Genomic DNA, 17,318 nt, shown 5'->3' on the forward strand with positions numbered 1-17,318 from the left:
AGAACACAGGGGGAAGCACATGACGGACACGGAGCTGGAAACCTGGCTGCGCCGGCGCATCGCCGAGCTGGCCCGCATGGGGTCGGGCGACGACATCTCGGCCCACGAACCGCTGGCCGCGTACGGCCTGTCCTCGATCGACGCGGTCGCGCTCGCCGGTGAGATCGGCACCCGCCTGGGCCGGAAGGTCTCGCCGACGGTCGCGTACGAACATCCCACGCTCAGGGAGATCCTGGACCACCTCCAGGGCACGCGGCCCGAGCGGGCGACCCGCGGCACGCCGCGCCGCGCGGCCTCCGGACAGCGGCCCGGCGAACCGATCGCGATCATCGGCATGGGGTGCAGGTTCCCCGGAGCCGACGGCCCGGAGGCCTTCTGGAACCTCCTCGAAAACGGCGTGGACGCCATCGGACGGATCCCCGACGAGCGGTTCTCCCGCTGGGGCCGCGGGAACAGCGGCACGGACCGCGCCGGCCTCGGCGGCTTCCTCGACCACGTCGGCGGCCTGGACCTCGACTTCTTCGGCATCGGCGAACACGAGGCCGCCAGGATCGACCCGCAGCAGCGGCTCATGCTGGAGGTCGCCTGGGAGGCCGTCGAGGACGCGGGAATCGACCCGTACGGCCTGGCCGGTTCGGCCACGGGCGTCTTCGTCGGCATCTCCAGCTCGGACTACCGTGACGCTCTGTCGAACGCGCCGTCGGCGGACGCCTACTCCCTGCTGGGCGGGGCCTCCAGCGTCGCCGCCAACCGGCTCTCCTACGTACTGGACCTGCGCGGACCGAGCCTGACGGTCGACACGGCCTGCTCCTCGTCCCTCGTCGCCGTCCACCTCGCCTGCGACGCGATCCGGCGCGGTGAGTGCGGCGTGGCCATCGTCGGCGGGGTCAACGTGATCCTGAGCCCGGCGATCACCGAGGCCTTCGACGCCTCGGGCGTCATGGCACCCGACGGGCGCTGCAAGGCCTTCTCCGCGCAGGCCGACGGCTACGTGCGCAGCGAGGGCGCGGGCGTCGTCGTACTGAAGCCGCTGAGCGAGGCACTGCGCGACGGCGACCGCGTCTCGGCGGTGATCCGCGGGTCGGCGGTGACCTCCGACGGGCGGACCAACGGGCTGCTGGCGCCGAGCCGTCAGGCGCAGGAGGACGTCGTACGCCTCGCGCTCGCCCAGGCGGGCGTCGCACCGTCGGAGGTCGGCTACGTCGAGGCCCACGGCACGGGGACGGCCATCGGCGACCAGATCGAGGCCGCCGCGCTCGGCAGCGTACTGGGCCGGGGCCGGGCGGCGGACCGGCCGTGCGCGATCGGTTCGGTGAAGACGAACGTCGGGCACCTGGAGGCGGCGGCCGGCATCGCCGGCCTGATCAAACTGGCCCTGAGCTTCGAGCACCGGGCCCTGCCGGCCTCCCTGCACTGCGAAGAGCCGAACCCGGACATCGACTTCGACGGGCTCGGACTGCGCGTGCAGTCCTCGCTGCGGCGCTGGGAGTCCCCCGACGAGGTCGGCGTGGTCGGGGTGAGCTCCTTCGGCTTCGGCGGCACCAACGCGCACGCGGTCCTCGGCCCCGCCCCGGAGGCGGAGCCGGTGGCTGTCGCGGAGCACCCCGTCGGGCTGCTGGCGCTGTCCGCGGGCACCGAGGCGGCCCTGCGCGCGCAGGCCGCGGACCACGCGGCGTGGGCCGGCGGGCTGAGCGGTGACGAGCTGAGCCGGGAGACGGCCGCGGCGACGCTGCTGCGGGGCCGCGGCGGGCCGCGGGGGCGCGAGTTCCGCGCCGCGTTCGCCTTCGCGGACAAGGACGAACTCCTCGCCCGGTTGCGGGAGGAGTTCACGGCCGGGCGCCACGTGCCGGACGACGCGGGCGTCGTCTTCGTGTTCCCGGGGCAGGGCGCCCAGTGGCTCGGGATGGGCCGGGCCCTGCTCGCCGCCGAGCCCGCCTTCGACCTGGCCGTCTCCCGCTGCGAGCAGGCCTTCGCACCCCACGTCACGTGGTCGCTGCGCGAGGTCCTGACCCGGGAGGACGCCGCCCCGCTGCTGGAGCGGATCGACGTCGTCCAGCCGGCGCTCTTCGCGATGCAGGTGGGTCTGGCGGCGGTCTTCCGGTCCTGGGGCGTCGAGCCCGCCGCGGTCATCGGCCACAGCATGGGCGAGGTCGCGGCGGCCCACGTCTCGGGGGCGCTGCGCCTGGAGGACGCGGCGCGGATCATCTGCCGCCGCAGTGCCCTGATGATGCGTCACCGGGGGCAGGGCGCCATGGCGCTGGTCTCGCTGCCCGTGTCGGACGTGCGCAAGGCCCTGGAGCCGTACGGGGAGCGCCTGTCGCTCGCCGCGCACAACGGTCCGGCCACCACGGTCGTCTCCGGGGAGACCGCGGCCGTCGACGCGTTCGTCGCCGCCATGGACGCCAAGGGCGTCTTCTGCCGCCGGGTCAGGGTGGACGTGGCCTCGCACTGCGCCCTGCTGGAGGACCTGCGGGAGGAGCTCCTCTCGGAGCTCTCCGGGCTGTCGCCGCGCCCTGCGGGCATCGCGTTCCTCTCCTCCCTCACCGGGGAGCGCTTCGAGACGAACGGGCTGACCGCGGAGTACTGGTGGCGCAACCTGCGCGAGCCGGTGCTGTTCGCCGATGCCGTCCGCGGCGCCGGGCTGGCCGGCCACCGCGTGTTCCTGGAACTGAGCCCGCACCCCCTGCTGTCGGTCTCGGTGACCGAGTGCCTGGAGGACGAGGACCGTCCCGTGGCCGCCGTGCCGGCGATGCGGCGCACGGACGACCGGGCCCCCTACGAGTCGGTCGCCGCGCTGTTCGAGGCCGGGTGCGAGATCGACTGGCGGGCCTTCCACGGCAGTGCGCCCCGGGCCGGCACGCGCTTGCCCGCGTACCCCTGGCAGCGCCAGGAGCACTGGATCGAGCCGCCGGTCCCGCAGGCGGACGGGACGCGGGTCACCGGCTCGCTGCCGGTGATCCGCGACCACCGCGTGCAGGAGCGGGCGATCGCGCCCGCCGCGTGGATGCTCGACGCCGCGCTGAAGGAGCTCAACCCCGGCCCGGTGGGCGGGTACGGGCTCGACGACGTCCTGGTGACCAACTCGCTGGCGGTCGCCGAGGGCGAGTCCCGGCACGTACGGGTCTCCCGGCGGATGCGCGCGGGGCACGAGCCGTACCTGTCCGTGGAGAGCCGGGCGGCGGAGGAGCCGGGCGCGGCGTGGGAGGAGCACGTCTCCGCCGGGTGGTCGGCCACCGGACCCGTGCCGCCCGCGGTCGACCTGGCCGCGGTCCGGCGGCGCTGCCCCCGGCCGGTCGAACCGCAGGCCCTGTACGAGCACCTCGCGGCCTCCGGTCTGTCGTACGGGGACAGCATGCGGATGGTGACCGGGATGTGGCTGGGCGAGCAGGAGCTGCTCACCGAGCTGGCACCGCCCTCGTCGCGGACCCTGGGCCGCCCGCTTCCCGCGGACGTCGCGGACGGGGCGATGCAGTCGATCGCCGGGCTCTCCTTCGACGCCGGTGCCAACGGGACCTTCGTCGGGTTCGGCTACCGCCGCGTCGACGTCTTCGCGCCGTGGTCCGGTCCGGCCCTGGCCCACGTACGGCTGCGGGGCGAACTCGACGAGGACGAGGACGCGGACACCTTCGACTGCGACGTCACGGTCCTCGACCCCGGGGGCCGGGTCCTCGCGCAGTTCACGGGGGTGTCGCTGAAGCGGATCCGCACCCGGCACTCCCTGCGGTTCTTCGCCGTGGACGAAAGCCCGCAGGCCCGGCCCGCCGAGCCGGCCGAACGCCCCCGTCAGGTCGTCCTCCTGACCGGGGACCAGGAGCGGTGCGCACCGCTGGTGGAGGAGCTGCGCGGGAGCGGCGCCGACTGCACCGTCCTGCCGCTGCCCGAGGGCGAGGACGGCCTGGCGTTCCTGGAGGCGCAGCCGGCCGCCGCGCGCCTGCTCGTCGTCGAGCCGGAGCGCGAGGCCTTCCTCGCGCTGCTGCGCTGCGCCGCGCGGACCGGTTCCGCGCCGCGCCGCGAACTCGCGCTGGTGAGCAGCGACGTGGCGCTGCCGCCGCTGCTGCGCGCCCTCGAACAGGAGACCGTGACCTGGTCGGGGCGGGCCGTCCGGATCGAGGCCGACGAGCTGGCGACGCGCGAACTAGCCCGTGACATCGCGGCGGAACTGGCCGTGCCGGCGGACGCGTTCCTCGTCCGGTACCGGCACGGGGAGCGCACGCTCCCGTCCCTGACCCCGGTGGAGCCCGGCTCCGTCCCGGCGGACCTGAGGCCCGGCGGCGTCTACTGGATCACCGGCGGCCAGGGCGGGCTGGGTTCGACGCTCGCGGTCACCCTCGCCCGCGAGGCGGGAGCCCGGGTGGTGCTCACCGGCCGCCGGGCGGAGGTCGACCCGCGGCTGGAGGAGGCGGTCGACGCCGCCGGCGGACGGCTGCTCTACCTCCAGGCCGACGTGACCGACGCGGCCGCCGTACGGGACGCCCTGGACCGGACGCTGCGTCACTTCGGGGCCCTGCACGGCGTGATCCACACCGCGGGCATCCTGGACGACGCGCTGATCGAGTCCACGCCGCCCGAGCGCATGCACGCGATCATGCGGCCGAAGGAGCTCGGTGCCCGGATCCTCATCGACGCGGTGGCCGCGGAGGACCTGGACTTCATCGTCCTGTTCTCCTCCATGGCCAGCCTGTTCGTGACGCCGGGCCAGGGTGCCTACGCCGCGGGCAACGCCACGCTGGACGCGCTGACCGGCACCGGGCGCGGCCGGCGCACACCGGTGCGTACGGTCAACTGGGGCCCGTGGGCGGAGCTGGGGATGGTCGCGGATCCCAAGTACCAGCGTCGGCTGATCGAATCGGGCCTGCACCCGATGTCCCCGGACGAGGGGGCGCGTGCGTTCCTGCTCGCCCTCGCCGGCTCCCACCCGCAGCTGGCGGTCCTGGACGTACGCGACGAGGTCGCGGACGGGCTGGTGGCCCGCTTCAACCGCGGCTCCGGCGGGGCCGGGGCGCCGCGGGCCCGGGCCACGGCACGGCCGGAGGGCGCGGCGGGCTCCGCGGCCGGCTTCGTCCGGGCGGAGCTGGCCCGTGCGCTGCGCCGCCCGCCGGGCGAGATCGACACCTCGGTCCGCTTCGACCGCCTGGGGGTCGACTCGCTGCTCGCCGTCTCCCTCACCCGCAGGATCGGGGCCCACTTCGGGCTCGAACTGCCGGCGACGTTCCTGTTCAACCACCGGACGGTGGACGCCGTCGGACTCCATCTGGAAGGGCTGCTCGGGACGGCGGAGTCCCCGGAGGCCTCCCCGGAGGCCTCCCCGGAGGGTTCCGATGGGGAGGCGCGGCCCGAGGCGCCGAGCGCGCAGGAGGTCACGCTGGACGAGGCGGAGCGCCACAGCACCGTCCGCGGGTACACCGTCGTCGCGACCCCGTCCGGGCTCGACATGCGGCTGCAGGACGTGCCCGTGCGCAAGCCCGCGCCGGGGGAGGTCGTCATCGACGTGCACGCGGTCGGCGTCAACTTCATCGACGTCCTGGCCTCCACCGGCTTCCACCCGTTCCTCTCCAGCGCGCCGTTCGTCCCCGGGCACGAGGTGGCGGGTGTCGTGCACGCGGTGGGTGACGCGGTCGAGCACATCCGGCCGGGCGACGCGGTCATCGCGCTCACCCCGCAGGGGGGTTACGCGGCCCGCGTGACGACGGCGGCGTACACGGTGGCTCCACTGCCCGCCGGGGTCTCCTCCACCGACGCGGTGGCCATGCTGATCAGCGGCCTCACCGCCATCGCGTGCCTGGAGCGCGAGGCGCGCGTGGACCCGGGCGACCGGGTGCTCGTCCAGGCGGCGGCCGGGGCGACCGGCACGGCGTGCGTGCAGCTGGCGCTGCACCACGGCGCGACCGTGTTCGGTACGGCGAGCACGGAGGCCAAGCTGGACCACCTGCGGGCACTGGGCGTCCAGCACCCGATCAACTACGCGGAGGCGGACTTCGCCGACGCGGTCCGGGAGATCACGCCCGACCAGGGGCTCGACCTCATCGTCGACTCCCTCTCCGGGGACGCCGTGGGCAAGGGCCTCGCCCTGCTGCGGTCGGGGGGCCGCTTCGTCGAGATCGGGGCGGCGGGCGTGCTCGACCTGGCCGTGAACGGCCGGGACCTGTTCATGAGCAGCCGCTCGTTCTGCACGGTGAACGTCGGCGCGCTGGCGCGTGATCCGTCCCGGCTCCGGCCCCTGATGGACCGCCTCGTCGAGCTGATCGACGCGGGCGTGTTCCGTCCCGCCGTGGGTGGGGTCTTCGCTCTCGAGGACGCCCCGCAGGCGATCACCCGGCTCCGCAACCGGGACAACATCGGCAAGTTCGTCATCACCGTTTCTTAGGATGGTCGTGGAAGAATCGCGCAGTCGATCAGAGTGGAAGCAGATATTCCGCACGTTTGCCGACGAGGTGATGGCACCGCACGTACGCCACTACGACGAGGAGCGGACGTTCCCCGTCCCGATCCACGAACGGGCGGCGGCCGAGGGGATCCTCAACGCCGCCTTCCCCGAGGAACTGGGCGGCGCCGGGCTCTCGTACACGGAGTTCGCCGAGGGCATCGCCGAACTGTCGGCGGTCTGCCCCGGGATGACCTGGACGCTGGTGTTCAACCGCGGCGCCCTGCATCCCGTGGTCGCCGCCGGCACCCCGGAGCAGAAGGAGCTGTTCGTCACCCGGCTCCTGAAGGACAACGGGTACGCGGCGCTCGGGCTCACCGAGCCCGAGAACGGCTCGAACCTGCTGGCGGCCACCACCCGCGCGGTGCGGACCGACGCGGGCTGGCTGCTCAACGGCGGCAAGTGCATGTCCGGCAACGGGACCGTCGCCGACGTGTTCCTCGTCCTGGCCAACACGGTGGTGGACAACCGCAAACGCGGTCTGTCGTTCTTCGCCGTCCCGCGCGATGCTCCTGGTGTGACCGTGAGCGAGGACATCGAGAAGGCGGCCTTCCGCTGCCTTCCCACGCCCTCGGTCACCTTCCGGGACGTGGCCCTGGAGCCGGTCAGCCTGATCGGGCGGGCCGGTGACGGCGAGTTCCTGCTGAACGAGCTCCTCGCGACGATCCGCATCGGCGGGGCCGCGTGCGGCACCGGGCTCGTGGCCGCCATGCTCAAGGACGCGCTGGAGTGGGTGGGCGAGCGCCGGGTATACCCGGACGACCGCATGGACACCCTGAGCCACGTGCAGCTGACCCTGGGGCGGCTGTACGTGGAGCTCTGCGCGGCCCGCAAGCTCCTGGAGGAGGCCACGGACCTCGCCGACCGGGGGCTGCCGTTCGGCAAGGAGAGCTCCATGGCGAAGTACGCGGCGACGGAGCTGGCCGTGCGCGCGTCGAACGAGATCCTGCAGCTGTACGGCTGGCGCGGCATCGCCGCCGACTACGGGGTGGAGAAGCGCTGGCGCGACGCGCGCGCCCTCACGATCTTCGAAGGATCCAGCGAGATCCAGCTGTTGAACGTGTTCCGGGAGATGCGCCGGATGGCCACGAGCGAGGGAGGCCTGTAATTCCGTCCACAGAGATGACCACGGAGACCGTGCGCGCCGACGACGGCGCCACGGCCGAGGTCCGGCTGTACCGCAGGACCGACGATCCGTCGGCTCCCGTGCTGGTGTGCATGCCCGCCATGGGCACCAGGGCCGTCTCCTACACCCCCCTGGCGGAGGCCCTCGCCGCGGCGGGCTTCCAGGTGGCCCTCGGTGAGCTGCGGGGGCAGGGGACGAGCTCGGTCCAGGCGGGGCGGGGGGTGCGCTACGGCTACCACGAGATCGTGGCGTACGACTTCCCCGCGCTGTTCCGCACGGTCGCGGCCGCCTTCCCCGGAGCGCCGCGCCACCTCCTGGGGCACAGCCTCGGGGGGCAGCTCGGCACGCTCTACCTCAGCCAGGAGCCGCACATGGCCGCGGGCGCGGTCCTGGTGGGCGCCCCGTCCTGCCACTACCGCGGCTGGCCGTTCCCGCGGAGCCTGGGGATGCTCGCGGGCTTCCGGCTCGCGGCCGCGTTCTCCTCGGCGTACGGGTACTTCCCCGGCCGGCGCATCGGAGTGCTCGGCAACGACTCCGCTCAGATCCTGCGGGACATGGCCACCCAGGTCCGGACGGGCCGCTACGACGTGCCGTCCTCCCCGGTGGACTTCGAGCCCTGGCTGGCCAAGCTGGACCTGCCGGTGCTCGCGGTGACCGTCAAGGGCGACGGGATGGCCCCGCCCGCAGGGGTGCGGGGGCTCAGCGACAAGCTCACGAGCGCGCGGGTGACGCACTGGGAGCTGGTCCTCGGCGACGGGGTGCCGGGCAGCCGGCACTACGGGTGGATCCGGGACCACGCCTCGCTCGTCGAACGGGTGAGGACCTTCGTGGACCGGGCCTGACCGCCCGGGCCGGCGGGCCCGGGCGCGGGCCCGTCAGCCCAGGAGGGACGGGGAGGAGGCGCCGGAGGTCAGCAGCCTCGGGGCGCCGGTGCCGTCGGCGGGCACGGTCCACAGGTCCGTGCTGTCGGCGGCCCCGTCGGAGGGCAGGGCGTAGGCGAGGGTCCGGTCGTCGAGCCAGGCGGCCTGGTCGTCCACGCTGCGCTTCTCGGCGAGCGCGTGCTCGCGGAGCGTGCCCAGGTCCATGACGTGTTCGCGCCACAGCGTGGCTCCGGGCCGCACCCGCTTCTTGTACGCGATGCGGGTCTCGTCCGGCGACAGGGACGGACATTCGACGTTCTGCGCCAGGGTGGTGACGGTGCGCCGGGAGATCGACCCCTTGACCAGATGGGTCTGGCCGGCGGTGGAGAGGGTGGCGTAGAAGGTGTCGTCGTCCTTGGAGAAGGTGACGCCCCAGAAGTTCACGTCCTGGGCGCGGTAGTCCCGGCCGTCCATGGAGACGGCGAACTCCTCCAGGCTGGATTCGAGCTTCCCCGTGCGCGTGTCCAGGATCGCGGTCCGGGTGGAGAAGAAGGCGGAGCCGTAGGACTCGCCCGAGACGAAGACGGTCCAGGCGGCGAACCGGCCGCTGGGCGAGACGCGGGCGCGGCTCGGAGTGCCCGCGAGCGGCAGGCTGCGCACCGTGCGCAGGTCGGCGTCGACGATCAGGGCCTTGTTGTCCTGGGCGAGGGCGCCCGGCGAGGAGCGCAGGCACACGCCGGTGCCCGCGGCGGCGTGGAAGCGCTGGCAGTTGAGGTCGGAGGCGGTCCGCGCGGACTGCGGCGCACCGGCCGGGACCGAGGCGAGGGCGCCGCGGTGGGGGCCCTGTCCGCTGTTCAGGAAGACCAGTTCGCCCTGCCGGGCGAGGGTGACGCCACCCGCGGCGATGTCCGGGCCGCCGGTCCCCGGCCGCTCGGCGCGGTCGGCGGCGCGCACCACGAGCACGGCGGCGACGCCTCCGAGCAGCAGCACCGCCACGGCGAGGACGAGCAGGCGGCGTGACAACGACAGCGTCATACGGGGGGCCTCACGGGCTTCGGGTCGGGTCGGGAAGGGCGGGTGTGTCGGCGGGGGCCTCGGGGCGCAGGACGAGTCCGGCGACGGCCGCGCAGCACAGCAGCCCCGCCGCCGCGGCGGCGAGTGCCGGGCCGGTGCCCCAGAGGCTCCACGCCCCGCCGAAGGCCAGCGAGCAGCCGAAGCGGGCCAGCGCCTGGCCGGTGCCGACCAGGGCCAGGCCGGTGGCGCGCAGCTGCCCGGGGACGGTGGCGGCCACGGCGGCGGGCAGCACCCCGTCGGTGGCGGCGTAGAACATGCCGTGCAGCGCGAGGACGAGGTAGGGAAGCGGCGGCCAGTCGGGGGCCCACAGCAGCAGCGCGTACCCGGCCAGCAGGAGGCCGTGCCCGGTCAGGAACACGGTGCGCCGGCCGATCCGGTCGGCGAGGCTCCCGGCGGGGACGGCCAGCAGCAGGAACACCGCGGCCGTGCCCAGCGGCAGCAGCGGGAACCACTGGTCGCCGATGCCGGTGCGGCGCTGCAACAGCAGGTAGACGAAGGCGTCGCTGACGGTGGTGAGGCCCAGCAGGACGGCGCAGAGCGCCAGGGCGCGCAGCCGGGGCAGCCGCAGCAGGGCCAGGGCGTCGCGCAGTCGTACGGGGTCCGGGCGGGCCTTGGCGTCGCGGCCGCCGGCCGGCCTGGGCGGGGCCTCGCCGCCGCCCGACGGGACGAACAGCATGAGCACGACGACACCGAGCACCGCGACGCACGCGCTGACGCCGAAGACCGCGTCGTAGCCGTCGACCGCGACGCTCAGGACGAGGAACGCGGCGAGCGGGCCGAGCAGCGCCCCGGTGGTGTCCATGGCCCGGTGCACGCCGAAGGCGCGGCCCTGGGCGTCCGCCGGGGTGGAGAGGGAGATCATGGCGTCGCGCGGCGCGGTGCGCAGACCCTTGCCGGTGCGTTCCAGCGCGAGGATCACGCTGATCGGGCCGAGGCTGTGGGCGAAGAGCAACAGCGGCTTGCACAGGGCGGACAGGCCGTAGCCGATGCCCGCGATCAGCTTGTGGTTGCGGACCCGGTCGGCGAGGTGGCCGCCGGTCAGCTGCACCAGGGCACTGACTCCGTTGTAGAGGCCGTCGAGCGCGCCGAAACCGAGCGGGCTCAGGCCCAGCCCCGCGATCAGGTACAGGGGCAGGACGGCGGTGACCATCTCCGAGGAGACGTCGGTGATGAGGCTGACCGTGCCGAGGGCCAGCACGGCCGAACTGACGGCGGGGGCCCGTAAGCGTCCGCCGTCCGGCGCGGTCTGCGTGTCCGCGGGCGAGGGCGCGGAGCGGTCCGCGAGGTACATGCTCTGGAGCTCCCGGTGCCGACGGACTGAGTCACTCGAACGTGCGAGGGAAACCCTAATGGTTGTACGGGCCAACGGTGGGGCGTACGGCCCGATTCGGCCGGACGCCCCGATCGGCCCGGTCAGCCCTGCCGGCTGCTCTCGTCGCGCAGCCAGGTGGAGAAGTCCTGGTTCCGGATGGCCTTGCGGGACCCCCTGCGGGCGGCGAGCGCGGCCACGACGAAGACCAGCACCCCGGGGAGCAGCCGCGGCTGCGCCCGGAGGAGGGCGCGCAGGTCGGACGTGCCCGTACGGGCGGACGGCGCGGCCGCACCGGCCCGTTGCGAGGCCTGGAAGCGCTCGAACTCGGCGGAGGAGGTCGCCGCGCGGATCCGCCGCCGGACCAGGTCGGACCAGGTGCGCGGGGGGTGCACGACGACCCGGGCCGTCTCGACCACCCGCCGCTCCCCCGGCCCGAAGGCGAGGGACGCGGCCAGGTCGTCGGCCATCAGCGGGGGCAGCGCGGCGATCCGCGCGTGCCCCGGCTCGGTCACCGCGATGACCCCCCGCCCGAACAGGCCCTCGCGGACGGCCGGAAGCCGCTGCCACACCCGGTAGTACGCCCGGACCGGCCAGGCGCAGCCGGCCAGCGGGATGTCGCGGCCGGGGGCGGCGGCGAGCAGGCCGGGGCTCCCGGCGAGCACGCCCGTCAGGGCCCGTACGTCGGCGGCGCCGACGACGACGTCGGCGTCCACGTAGAGGCGGGGGAAGCCCCGCGCGTGCTCGTCCCCGACCCGGAGTGCCGTGTGTTTGGAGGGAGTCGGGATCTCCACGACCCGCACCCGGGGGCCGCGGGCGGCCGCCACCCGGGCGGTGTCGTCCGTACAGCCGTTGCACACCACGACGATGTCGGGGCCGTGGGGGTCGGTGAGGGTGTCGGAATCGGCGTCGGCCAGGAGCGCGTCCAGGAGCCGGCCGATGACCCGGCCCTCGTTGTGGGCCGGTATCACGATGCTGGTCACCCGGGCAGTATGCACCGTCGAACACCCGCGCCAGGGGATTCCGCCAACTCTGCCCGGGGGTACGCCCGGTGGACTAGATTGAGCGGCGCCGAGCGGTTTCGGCAAGAGGTACGGGTTCGGCTGCCTGGGGGAACATGCAGCCGGCCGGGGGGTAGTACGCGGAACACGCACAGCATCGGTTGTGGGGGGCCATCACCGTTGAGCAGGTCAGGCATGGGTCGCGCAGGCGTCCGGCCTGCCCTCGACGGCTCACCCCTCCATCCCACGCGCCCCGGCCACGAGTTGTCGGCACGCCGGTCGGCGTGCGCGGAAGGAAGGGGAACGCTGTGAAGCCCAACACTGTGAAGGACACCGGCGCGAAGGCCGCCGGTCGGGCGGAGCCGTTAGGCGTCGCCGTGGTCGGTGCGGGCTACTGGGGCCCCAATCTCGTGCGCAACTTCCAGTCCAGTCCGCAGTTCCGGCTGCGCTGGCTGTGTGATCTGAACGTCGACCGGGCGCGGCAGGTGCTCGGCGGCTACTCCACCGTCCAGGCGACCTCGGACTACGCGGCGGTCCTCGCCGATCCGGCCGTCGACGCGGTCGCCGTGGCCACCCCGGCCGGAACCCACCTCGACGTGGCGCTCGCCGCCCTGCGCGCCGGCAAGCACGTCCTGGTAGAGAAGCCCCTCGCGGCCACGTACGAGGACGGGCTGCGGCTCGTCAACGAGGCCGAGGAACGGGGTCTCACGCTGATGTGCGACCACACGTACTGCTACACCCCGGCCGTGGGCCGCATCCGGGAGATGGTCCGCTCCGGCGAACTCGGCGAGATCCACTTCGTCGACTCGGTACGGATCAACCTGGGGCTCGTCCAGAAGGACATCGACGTCCTGTGGGACCTGGCCCCGCACGACCTGTCGGTCCTCGACTTCATCCTCCCGGACCACGTCCAGCCGGTCGCCGTCGCCGCGCACGGAGCCGACCCGATCGGGGCCGGACAGTCCTGCGTGGCCTATCTGACGCTCCAGCTGAGCACCGGCGCCATCGCGCACGTGCACGTCAACTGGCTGTCCCCGACGAAGGTGCGCACCACCATGGTCGGCGGGTCCAAGCGCACCCTGGTGTGGGACGACCTCAACCCCTCCCAGCGCGTGGCCGTGTTCGACCGCGGAGTGGAGCTGAGCACCCCGCAGGAGATCGGCGCGGACGAGCGCCGCGACATGCTCGTCTCCTACCGGACCGGCGACATGGTGGCGCCCGCGATCGGTGAGAAGGAGGCGCTGCGCAGCATGGTCGAGGAGTTCGCCGCGGCGATCGGCTCGGGTCGGCCCGCGCTGACCGACGGGCGTGCGGGCCTGAAGGTGCTGGACATCCTGGAAGCGGCCTCCCGGAGCCTGGAGTTCAAGGGCGCGGTCGTCGGACTGCGCACCGGCCGCTGACCGTTCGCCGGTCAGTGACACGTAAGACGATGAACGACTCAGTGGGGGCAGGGCGTTGAGCAGCGTACGAGGCAAGAGGATTCTGGTCACCGGCGGAGCGGGCACGATCGGCTCGCACCTGGTGGACCTGCTGGTGGACAACGGGGCACGCGAGGTCGTGGTGCTCGACAACTTCGTGCGGGGGCGGACGGCCAACCTGGCCCGCGCCCTGCCGAGCGGCGTGGTGGAGGTCGTCGAGGGGGACATCCGCGACCTGGCCGCGGTGCGCAAGGTGACGGAGGGCGCCGAGCTGGTGTTCCACCTGGCGGCCATCCGGATCACCCAGTGCGCGGAGGAGCCGCGGCTGGCGAACGAGGTGATGGTGGACGGCACGTTCAACGTGCTGGAGGCGGCGGCCGCCGCCGGAGTGGGCAAGGTGATCGCCTCGTCCTCGGCCTCGGTCTACGGGCTGGCCGAGCAGTTCCCGACCAGCGAGCGCCACCACCCGTACAACAACGACACCTTCTACGGCGCCGCGAAGGCGTTCAACGAGGGGATGCTGCGCAGCTTCCACTCCATGTACGGGCTGGACTACGTCGCCCTGCGCTACTTCAACGTGTACGGCCCGCGGATGGACATCCACGGGCTCTACACCGAGGTGCTGATCCGCTGGATGGAGCGCATCGCCTCGGGCGAGCCGCCGCTGATCCTCGGCGACGGCCTCCAGACCATGGACTTCGTCGACGTCCGGGACATCGCGCGCGCCAACCTGCTGGCCGCCGAATCGGACCTGACCGACGAGGTGTTCAACATCGCGAGCGGGACCGAGACCAGCCTGCTGGAGCTGGCGAACGGCCTGCTGGAGGCGATGGGCGCGGACGGCCTGGTGCCGGAGCACGGTCCGGCCCGCGCCGTGAACGGCGTGACCCGCCGGCTCGCGGACACCGCGCAGGCCGCGGAGCGGCTCGGCTTCACCGCCGGGATCGACCTGCGCAGCGGGCTGCGGGACCTGGTCGGCTGGTGGCGGGCCGAGCGCGCCGCCGACGCCGCGACGGCAGCGGCGGCGGCTGCGGCCGACACCGCGGCCGGGGAGGCCGGCCGATGAGCGCGCAGGATCCCGTACCGCCCGCCCGCATCCCGGTCATGGTGCCGTGGCTGGGCGAGGAGGAGGCGAAGGCCGCGGCCGACGCCGTCCTGTCGGGCTGGGTGGCCCAGGGCCCGCGGGTCGCCGAGTTCGAGCGGGCCTTCGCGGAGCGGGTGGGCGCCGAGCACGGCATCGCGGTGAGTTCCTGCACCACCGCCCTGCACCTGGCCCTCGTCGCGCTGGACCTGGGCCCGGGCGACGAGGTGATCGTCCCCTCGCTGTCCTTCATCGCCACGGCCAACGCGGTCCGCTACGTGGGCGCGCGGCCGGTGTTCGCGGACGTCGAGGAGGCCACCGGCAACCTCACCCCGGCCACCGTGGACGCGGTCCGCACGCCCCGTACGAAGGCGGTGCTCGCCGTCCACCAGGGCGGGGTGCCCGCGGACGTGCACGCGCTGCGCGCGGCGTGCGCCGACTGGGACGTGGCCCTGGTGGAGGACGCCGCCTGCGGCATCGGCGCGACGGTCGGCGGCAAGTCGGTGGGCCACGGCGCGCTGCTCGCCGCCTGGTCCTTCCACCCCCGCAAGGTGATCACCACCGGCGAGGGCGGCATGCTGACCACGGACGACGCGCAGTGGGCGGAGCGGCTGCGCCGGCTGCGCGAGCACGGGATGAACGTGTCCGCGGCGCAGCGGCACGCGAGCAGCAAGCCGATCGTCGAGAGCTACCTGGAGGTCGGCTACAACTACCGGATGACCGACATCCAGGCCGCGGTCGGCCTGGTGCAGCTCGGCAGGCTGGACGAGATCGTCGCCCGGCGCCGGTCACTGGCCGCCCGGTACGAGGAGCTGCTGCGCGAGGTGCCCGGGCTCACCCCGGTCCGGGACCCCGCTCACGGCCAGGGCAACTTCCAGTCGTACTGGGTGCTGCCGGCCGAGGACTTCCCGGTCGGCCGCGACGAGCTGCTCGCGGCGCTGTCCGAGGCGGGGATCTCGGCCCGCCGCGGGATCATGGCCTCGCACCTGGAGCCGGCGTACGCCGGGCACGGGGCGGCGCCGCTGCCGGTGACCGAGCGGATCAGCCGCGATTCGCTGATCCTGCCGCTGTTCCACACCATGACCGACGCCGAGCAGGTCCGGGTGGTGACGGTGCTGCGGGAACAGGCCGGCGGATGAACGGGCCGCGGCACACCGAGGACCTGCTGATCGTCGGCGCGGGCGGGTTCGCCCGGGAGACCGCCCAGGCGGTCCGGGACGTGGCCGCCGCCGACGTGGCGCGGGGCCTCCCGCCGCGGTGGCGGCTCGCCGGGCACCTCGACGACGACCCGGCGCTGGAGGGCCGGGACGTGGACGGGGTGCCGGTGCTGGGCGGCAGCGACCGGGTGCACGAGCTGTGGGCCGCGCGGGTGGTGGTCTGCGTGGGCAGCCCGCGCGACTACGCCGTACGCGCCCGCCTCGTGCGGCGGCTGGGGCTGCCCGTGAACCGCTACGCGACGGTGGTCCACCCCACGGCGGTGGTGTCGGGGTCCTCGGTGCTCGGCGCGGGCTCGGTGCTGCTCGCGCACTGCGTGCTGACGGCCGCCGTCCGCGTGGGGTCGCACGTGGCGGTGATGCCGCAGGTGGTCCTCACCCACGACGACGCGGTCGGGGACTTCGCCACGCTCGCCTCGGGGGTGCGCCTCGGGGGTGGGGTGCGGCTGGGGCGGGGGGCCTATGTGGGGGCGGGCTCGCTGGTCCGCGAGTACACGACGGTCGGCGCCTGGTCGCTGACCGGTATGGGAAGCACGGTCCTGGCCGATGTGCCGCCCGGCGAGGTGTGGGCCGGGAGCCCGGCCCGCCGGCTGCGCGCCGCCGACGCTCCGGCGCTCGACGAGCTGCGGACCGATGGGGAGATGACCGGCCGCCGGCCGGGTACACGGATGGAGAGCCCAGTCGCATGAACCAGATACCGCTCGTGGACCTGAAGGCGGCGCACGCCGAGGTGGCCGGGGAATTACAGGCCGGCTTCGACCGTGTCCTCGCGAACACCGCCTTCATCGGCGGTGAGGAGGTCCGCGCGTTCGAGCGCGAGTACGCCGAGTTCGCCGGCGTGGAGCACTGCGTGGGCGTGGCCAACGGCACCGACGCCCTCGAACTGGCGCTGCGGGCCAGTGGGGTGGGGGTGGGCGACGAGGTGGTGCTGCCCGCCAACACCTTCATCGCGACCGCCGGCGCCGTCGCCCGGATCGGCGCCCGGCCGGTGCTGGTCGACTGCCTCCCCGACACGCTGCTGATGGACCCGGAAGCCGCGCTGGACGCGGTCGGGAAGGCCACCCGCGCGGTGGTCCCGGTCCACCTGTACGGGCAGTGCGCCGCGACCGCGGAGCTGACCTCGCGGTTGCCGGCGCACGTGCGGATCGTCGAGGACGCCGCGCAGAGCCAGGGCGCGACCCGCGACGGCCGCTCCCCCGGCAGCGGCGGGATCGCCGCGACCAGCTTCTACCCGGGCAAGAACCTGGGCGCGTACGGCGACGCGGGCGCGGTGGTGACCGACGACGAGGAGAGCGCGGACCTGGTCCGGGCCCTGGCCAACCACGGCGGCGTCGCCAAGTACCGGCACGACGTGGCCGGTTTCAACAGCCGGCTGGACGGCCTGCAGGCTGTGGTGCTGCGGGCGAAGCTGGCCCGGCTGGCGGAGGGCAACGCGGCCCGCCGGGCCGCGGCCGCCCGCTACGACGGCCTCCTCGGCGAGCTCGCGGCGGCCGGCCGGGTCACCCTGCCGGTCACGGCGGAGGGCAACGTCCACGTGTGGCACCTGTACGTCGTACGGGTCGCCGGAGCGGACCGCGACGCCGTCGTCGGCAAGCTCAACGCGGAGGGCATCGGCGCGGGCGTGCACTATCCGGCCCCGGTCCACCTCACCCCGGCCTTCGCCCACCTCGGGCACGGCCGCGGCGCCTTCCCGCACGCCGAGGAGGCCGCGGACCGGATGCTCTCCCTCCCCCTCTTCCCGCAGATCACCGCCGACCAGCAGCGGCGGGTCGTGGACGCGCTCAGCGGCGCCCTGCGCTGACGCCTCCCGGTTC

Annotated in this window: 11 protein-coding genes; 8 read left to right on the forward strand and 3 right to left on the reverse strand. The window is 74.1% G+C overall.

The window, feature by feature from the left end; genetic code table 11:
* Positions 1-19 precede the first annotated feature (19 nt).
* From ACFYZ4_RS34675 to ACFYZ4_RS34685, 3 genes are read left to right on the forward strand one after another with little or no spacing between them, the layout of a single operon-like run.
* Positions 20-6,364, forward strand: coding sequence for an SDR family NAD(P)-dependent oxidoreductase (locus ACFYZ4_RS34675; RefSeq protein ID WP_390785801.1), 6,345 nt, complete (start codon positions 20-22; stop codon positions 6,362-6,364).
* Between the two features lies 1 nt (position 6,365).
* Positions 6,366-7,529, forward strand: coding sequence for an acyl-CoA dehydrogenase family protein (locus ACFYZ4_RS34680; RefSeq protein WP_351287043.1), 1,164 nt, complete (start codon positions 6,366-6,368; stop codon positions 7,527-7,529).
* A 14-nt stretch (positions 7,530-7,543) separates the two neighbouring features.
* Positions 7,544-8,389, forward strand: coding sequence for an alpha/beta fold hydrolase (locus ACFYZ4_RS34685; RefSeq protein WP_390785802.1), 846 nt, complete (start codon positions 7,544-7,546; stop codon positions 8,387-8,389).
* Positions 8,390-8,422: 33 nt separating this feature from the next.
* Here the strand turns inward: ACFYZ4_RS34685 and ACFYZ4_RS34690 are convergent, their stop codons facing one another.
* The 3 genes from ACFYZ4_RS34690 to ACFYZ4_RS34700 all read right to left on the reverse strand — a co-directional run bounded on the left by ACFYZ4_RS34690 (position 8,423) and on the right by ACFYZ4_RS34700 (position 11,773).
* The gene (locus ACFYZ4_RS34690) at positions 8,423-9,442 is read right to left on the reverse strand and encodes a TolB-like translocation protein (protein ID WP_351287040.1); all 1,020 of its coding nucleotides are present in this window, start codon (positions 9,440-9,442) and stop codon (positions 8,423-8,425) included.
* Between the two features lie 10 nt (positions 9,443-9,452).
* Complete coding sequence (locus tag ACFYZ4_RS34695; protein ID WP_390785803.1) at positions 9,453-10,772, reverse strand: MFS transporter; 1,320 nt, start codon at positions 10,770-10,772, stop codon at positions 9,453-9,455.
* Positions 10,773-10,894: 122 nt separating this feature from the next.
* Positions 10,895-11,773: a glycosyltransferase family 2 protein gene (locus ACFYZ4_RS34700; protein ID WP_351287037.1), complete on the reverse strand. Its 879-nt coding sequence runs from the start codon at positions 11,771-11,773 to the stop codon at positions 10,895-10,897.
* A gap of 326 nt (positions 11,774-12,099) precedes the next feature.
* Here ACFYZ4_RS34700 and ACFYZ4_RS34705 point away from each other — a divergent pair, with 326 nt between their 5' ends.
* The 5 genes from ACFYZ4_RS34705 to ACFYZ4_RS34725 are packed head-to-tail and all read left to right on the forward strand — an operon-like array spanning position 12,100 to position 17,305.
* A complete protein-coding gene (locus ACFYZ4_RS34705; protein WP_351585387.1) occupies positions 12,100-13,191 on the forward strand; it encodes a Gfo/Idh/MocA family oxidoreductase in 1,092 nt (363 codons plus the stop codon).
* A 55-nt stretch (positions 13,192-13,246) separates the two neighbouring features.
* A complete protein-coding gene (locus ACFYZ4_RS34710) occupies positions 13,247-14,275 on the forward strand; it encodes an NAD-dependent epimerase/dehydratase family protein (RefSeq protein WP_351287033.1) in 1,029 nt (342 codons plus the stop codon).
* A complete protein-coding gene (locus tag ACFYZ4_RS34715) occupies positions 14,272-15,429 on the forward strand; it encodes a DegT/DnrJ/EryC1/StrS family aminotransferase (protein WP_351287031.1) in 1,158 nt (385 codons plus the stop codon). Before ACFYZ4_RS34710 ends, ACFYZ4_RS34715 begins: the two co-directional genes overlap by 4 nt.
* Entirely contained in the window at positions 15,426-16,193 is a 768-nt protein-coding gene (locus ACFYZ4_RS34720; protein ID WP_351287029.1) for a NeuD/PglB/VioB family sugar acetyltransferase, read from the forward strand. The genes ACFYZ4_RS34715 and ACFYZ4_RS34720 overlap by 4 nt, the downstream gene beginning before the upstream one ends.
* Positions 16,190-17,305: a DegT/DnrJ/EryC1/StrS family aminotransferase gene (locus ACFYZ4_RS34725; protein WP_351287027.1), complete on the forward strand. Its 1,116-nt coding sequence runs from the start codon at positions 16,190-16,192 to the stop codon at positions 17,303-17,305. The genes ACFYZ4_RS34720 and ACFYZ4_RS34725 overlap by 4 nt, the downstream gene beginning before the upstream one ends.
* Positions 17,306-17,318: the final 13 nt, after the last annotated feature.

Origin of the sequence: Streptomyces sp. NPDC001513 (assembly GCF_042894695.1) — a bacterium.
GTDB lineage: Bacteria > Actinomycetota > Actinomycetes > Streptomycetales > Streptomycetaceae > Streptomyces.

Excerpts from the sequence above, each read along its gene's own strand:
- ACFYZ4_RS34720 (WP_351287029.1), top strand. The coding sequence starts at position 15,426 with ATGAACGGGCCGCGGCACACCGAGGACCTGCTGATCGTCGGCGCGGGC.
- ACFYZ4_RS34695 (WP_390785803.1), bottom strand. The coding sequence starts at position 10,772 with ATGTACCTCGCGGACCGCTCCGCGCCCTCGCCCGCGGACACGCAGACC.
- ACFYZ4_RS34690 (WP_351287040.1), bottom strand. The coding sequence starts at position 9,442 with ATGACGCTGTCGTTGTCACGCCGCCTGCTCGTCCTCGCCGTGGCGGTG.
- ACFYZ4_RS34675 (WP_390785801.1), top strand. The coding sequence starts at position 20 with ATGACGGACACGGAGCTGGAAACCTGGCTGCGCCGGCGCATCGCCGAG.
- ACFYZ4_RS34685 (WP_390785802.1), top strand. The coding sequence starts at position 7,544 with ATGACCACGGAGACCGTGCGCGCCGACGACGGCGCCACGGCCGAGGTC.
- ACFYZ4_RS34680 (WP_351287043.1), top strand. The coding sequence starts at position 6,366 with ATGGTCGTGGAAGAATCGCGCAGTCGATCAGAGTGGAAGCAGATATTC.
- ACFYZ4_RS34725 (WP_351287027.1), top strand. The coding sequence starts at position 16,190 with ATGAACCAGATACCGCTCGTGGACCTGAAGGCGGCGCACGCCGAGGTG.
- ACFYZ4_RS34715 (WP_351287031.1), top strand. The coding sequence starts at position 14,272 with ATGAGCGCGCAGGATCCCGTACCGCCCGCCCGCATCCCGGTCATGGTG.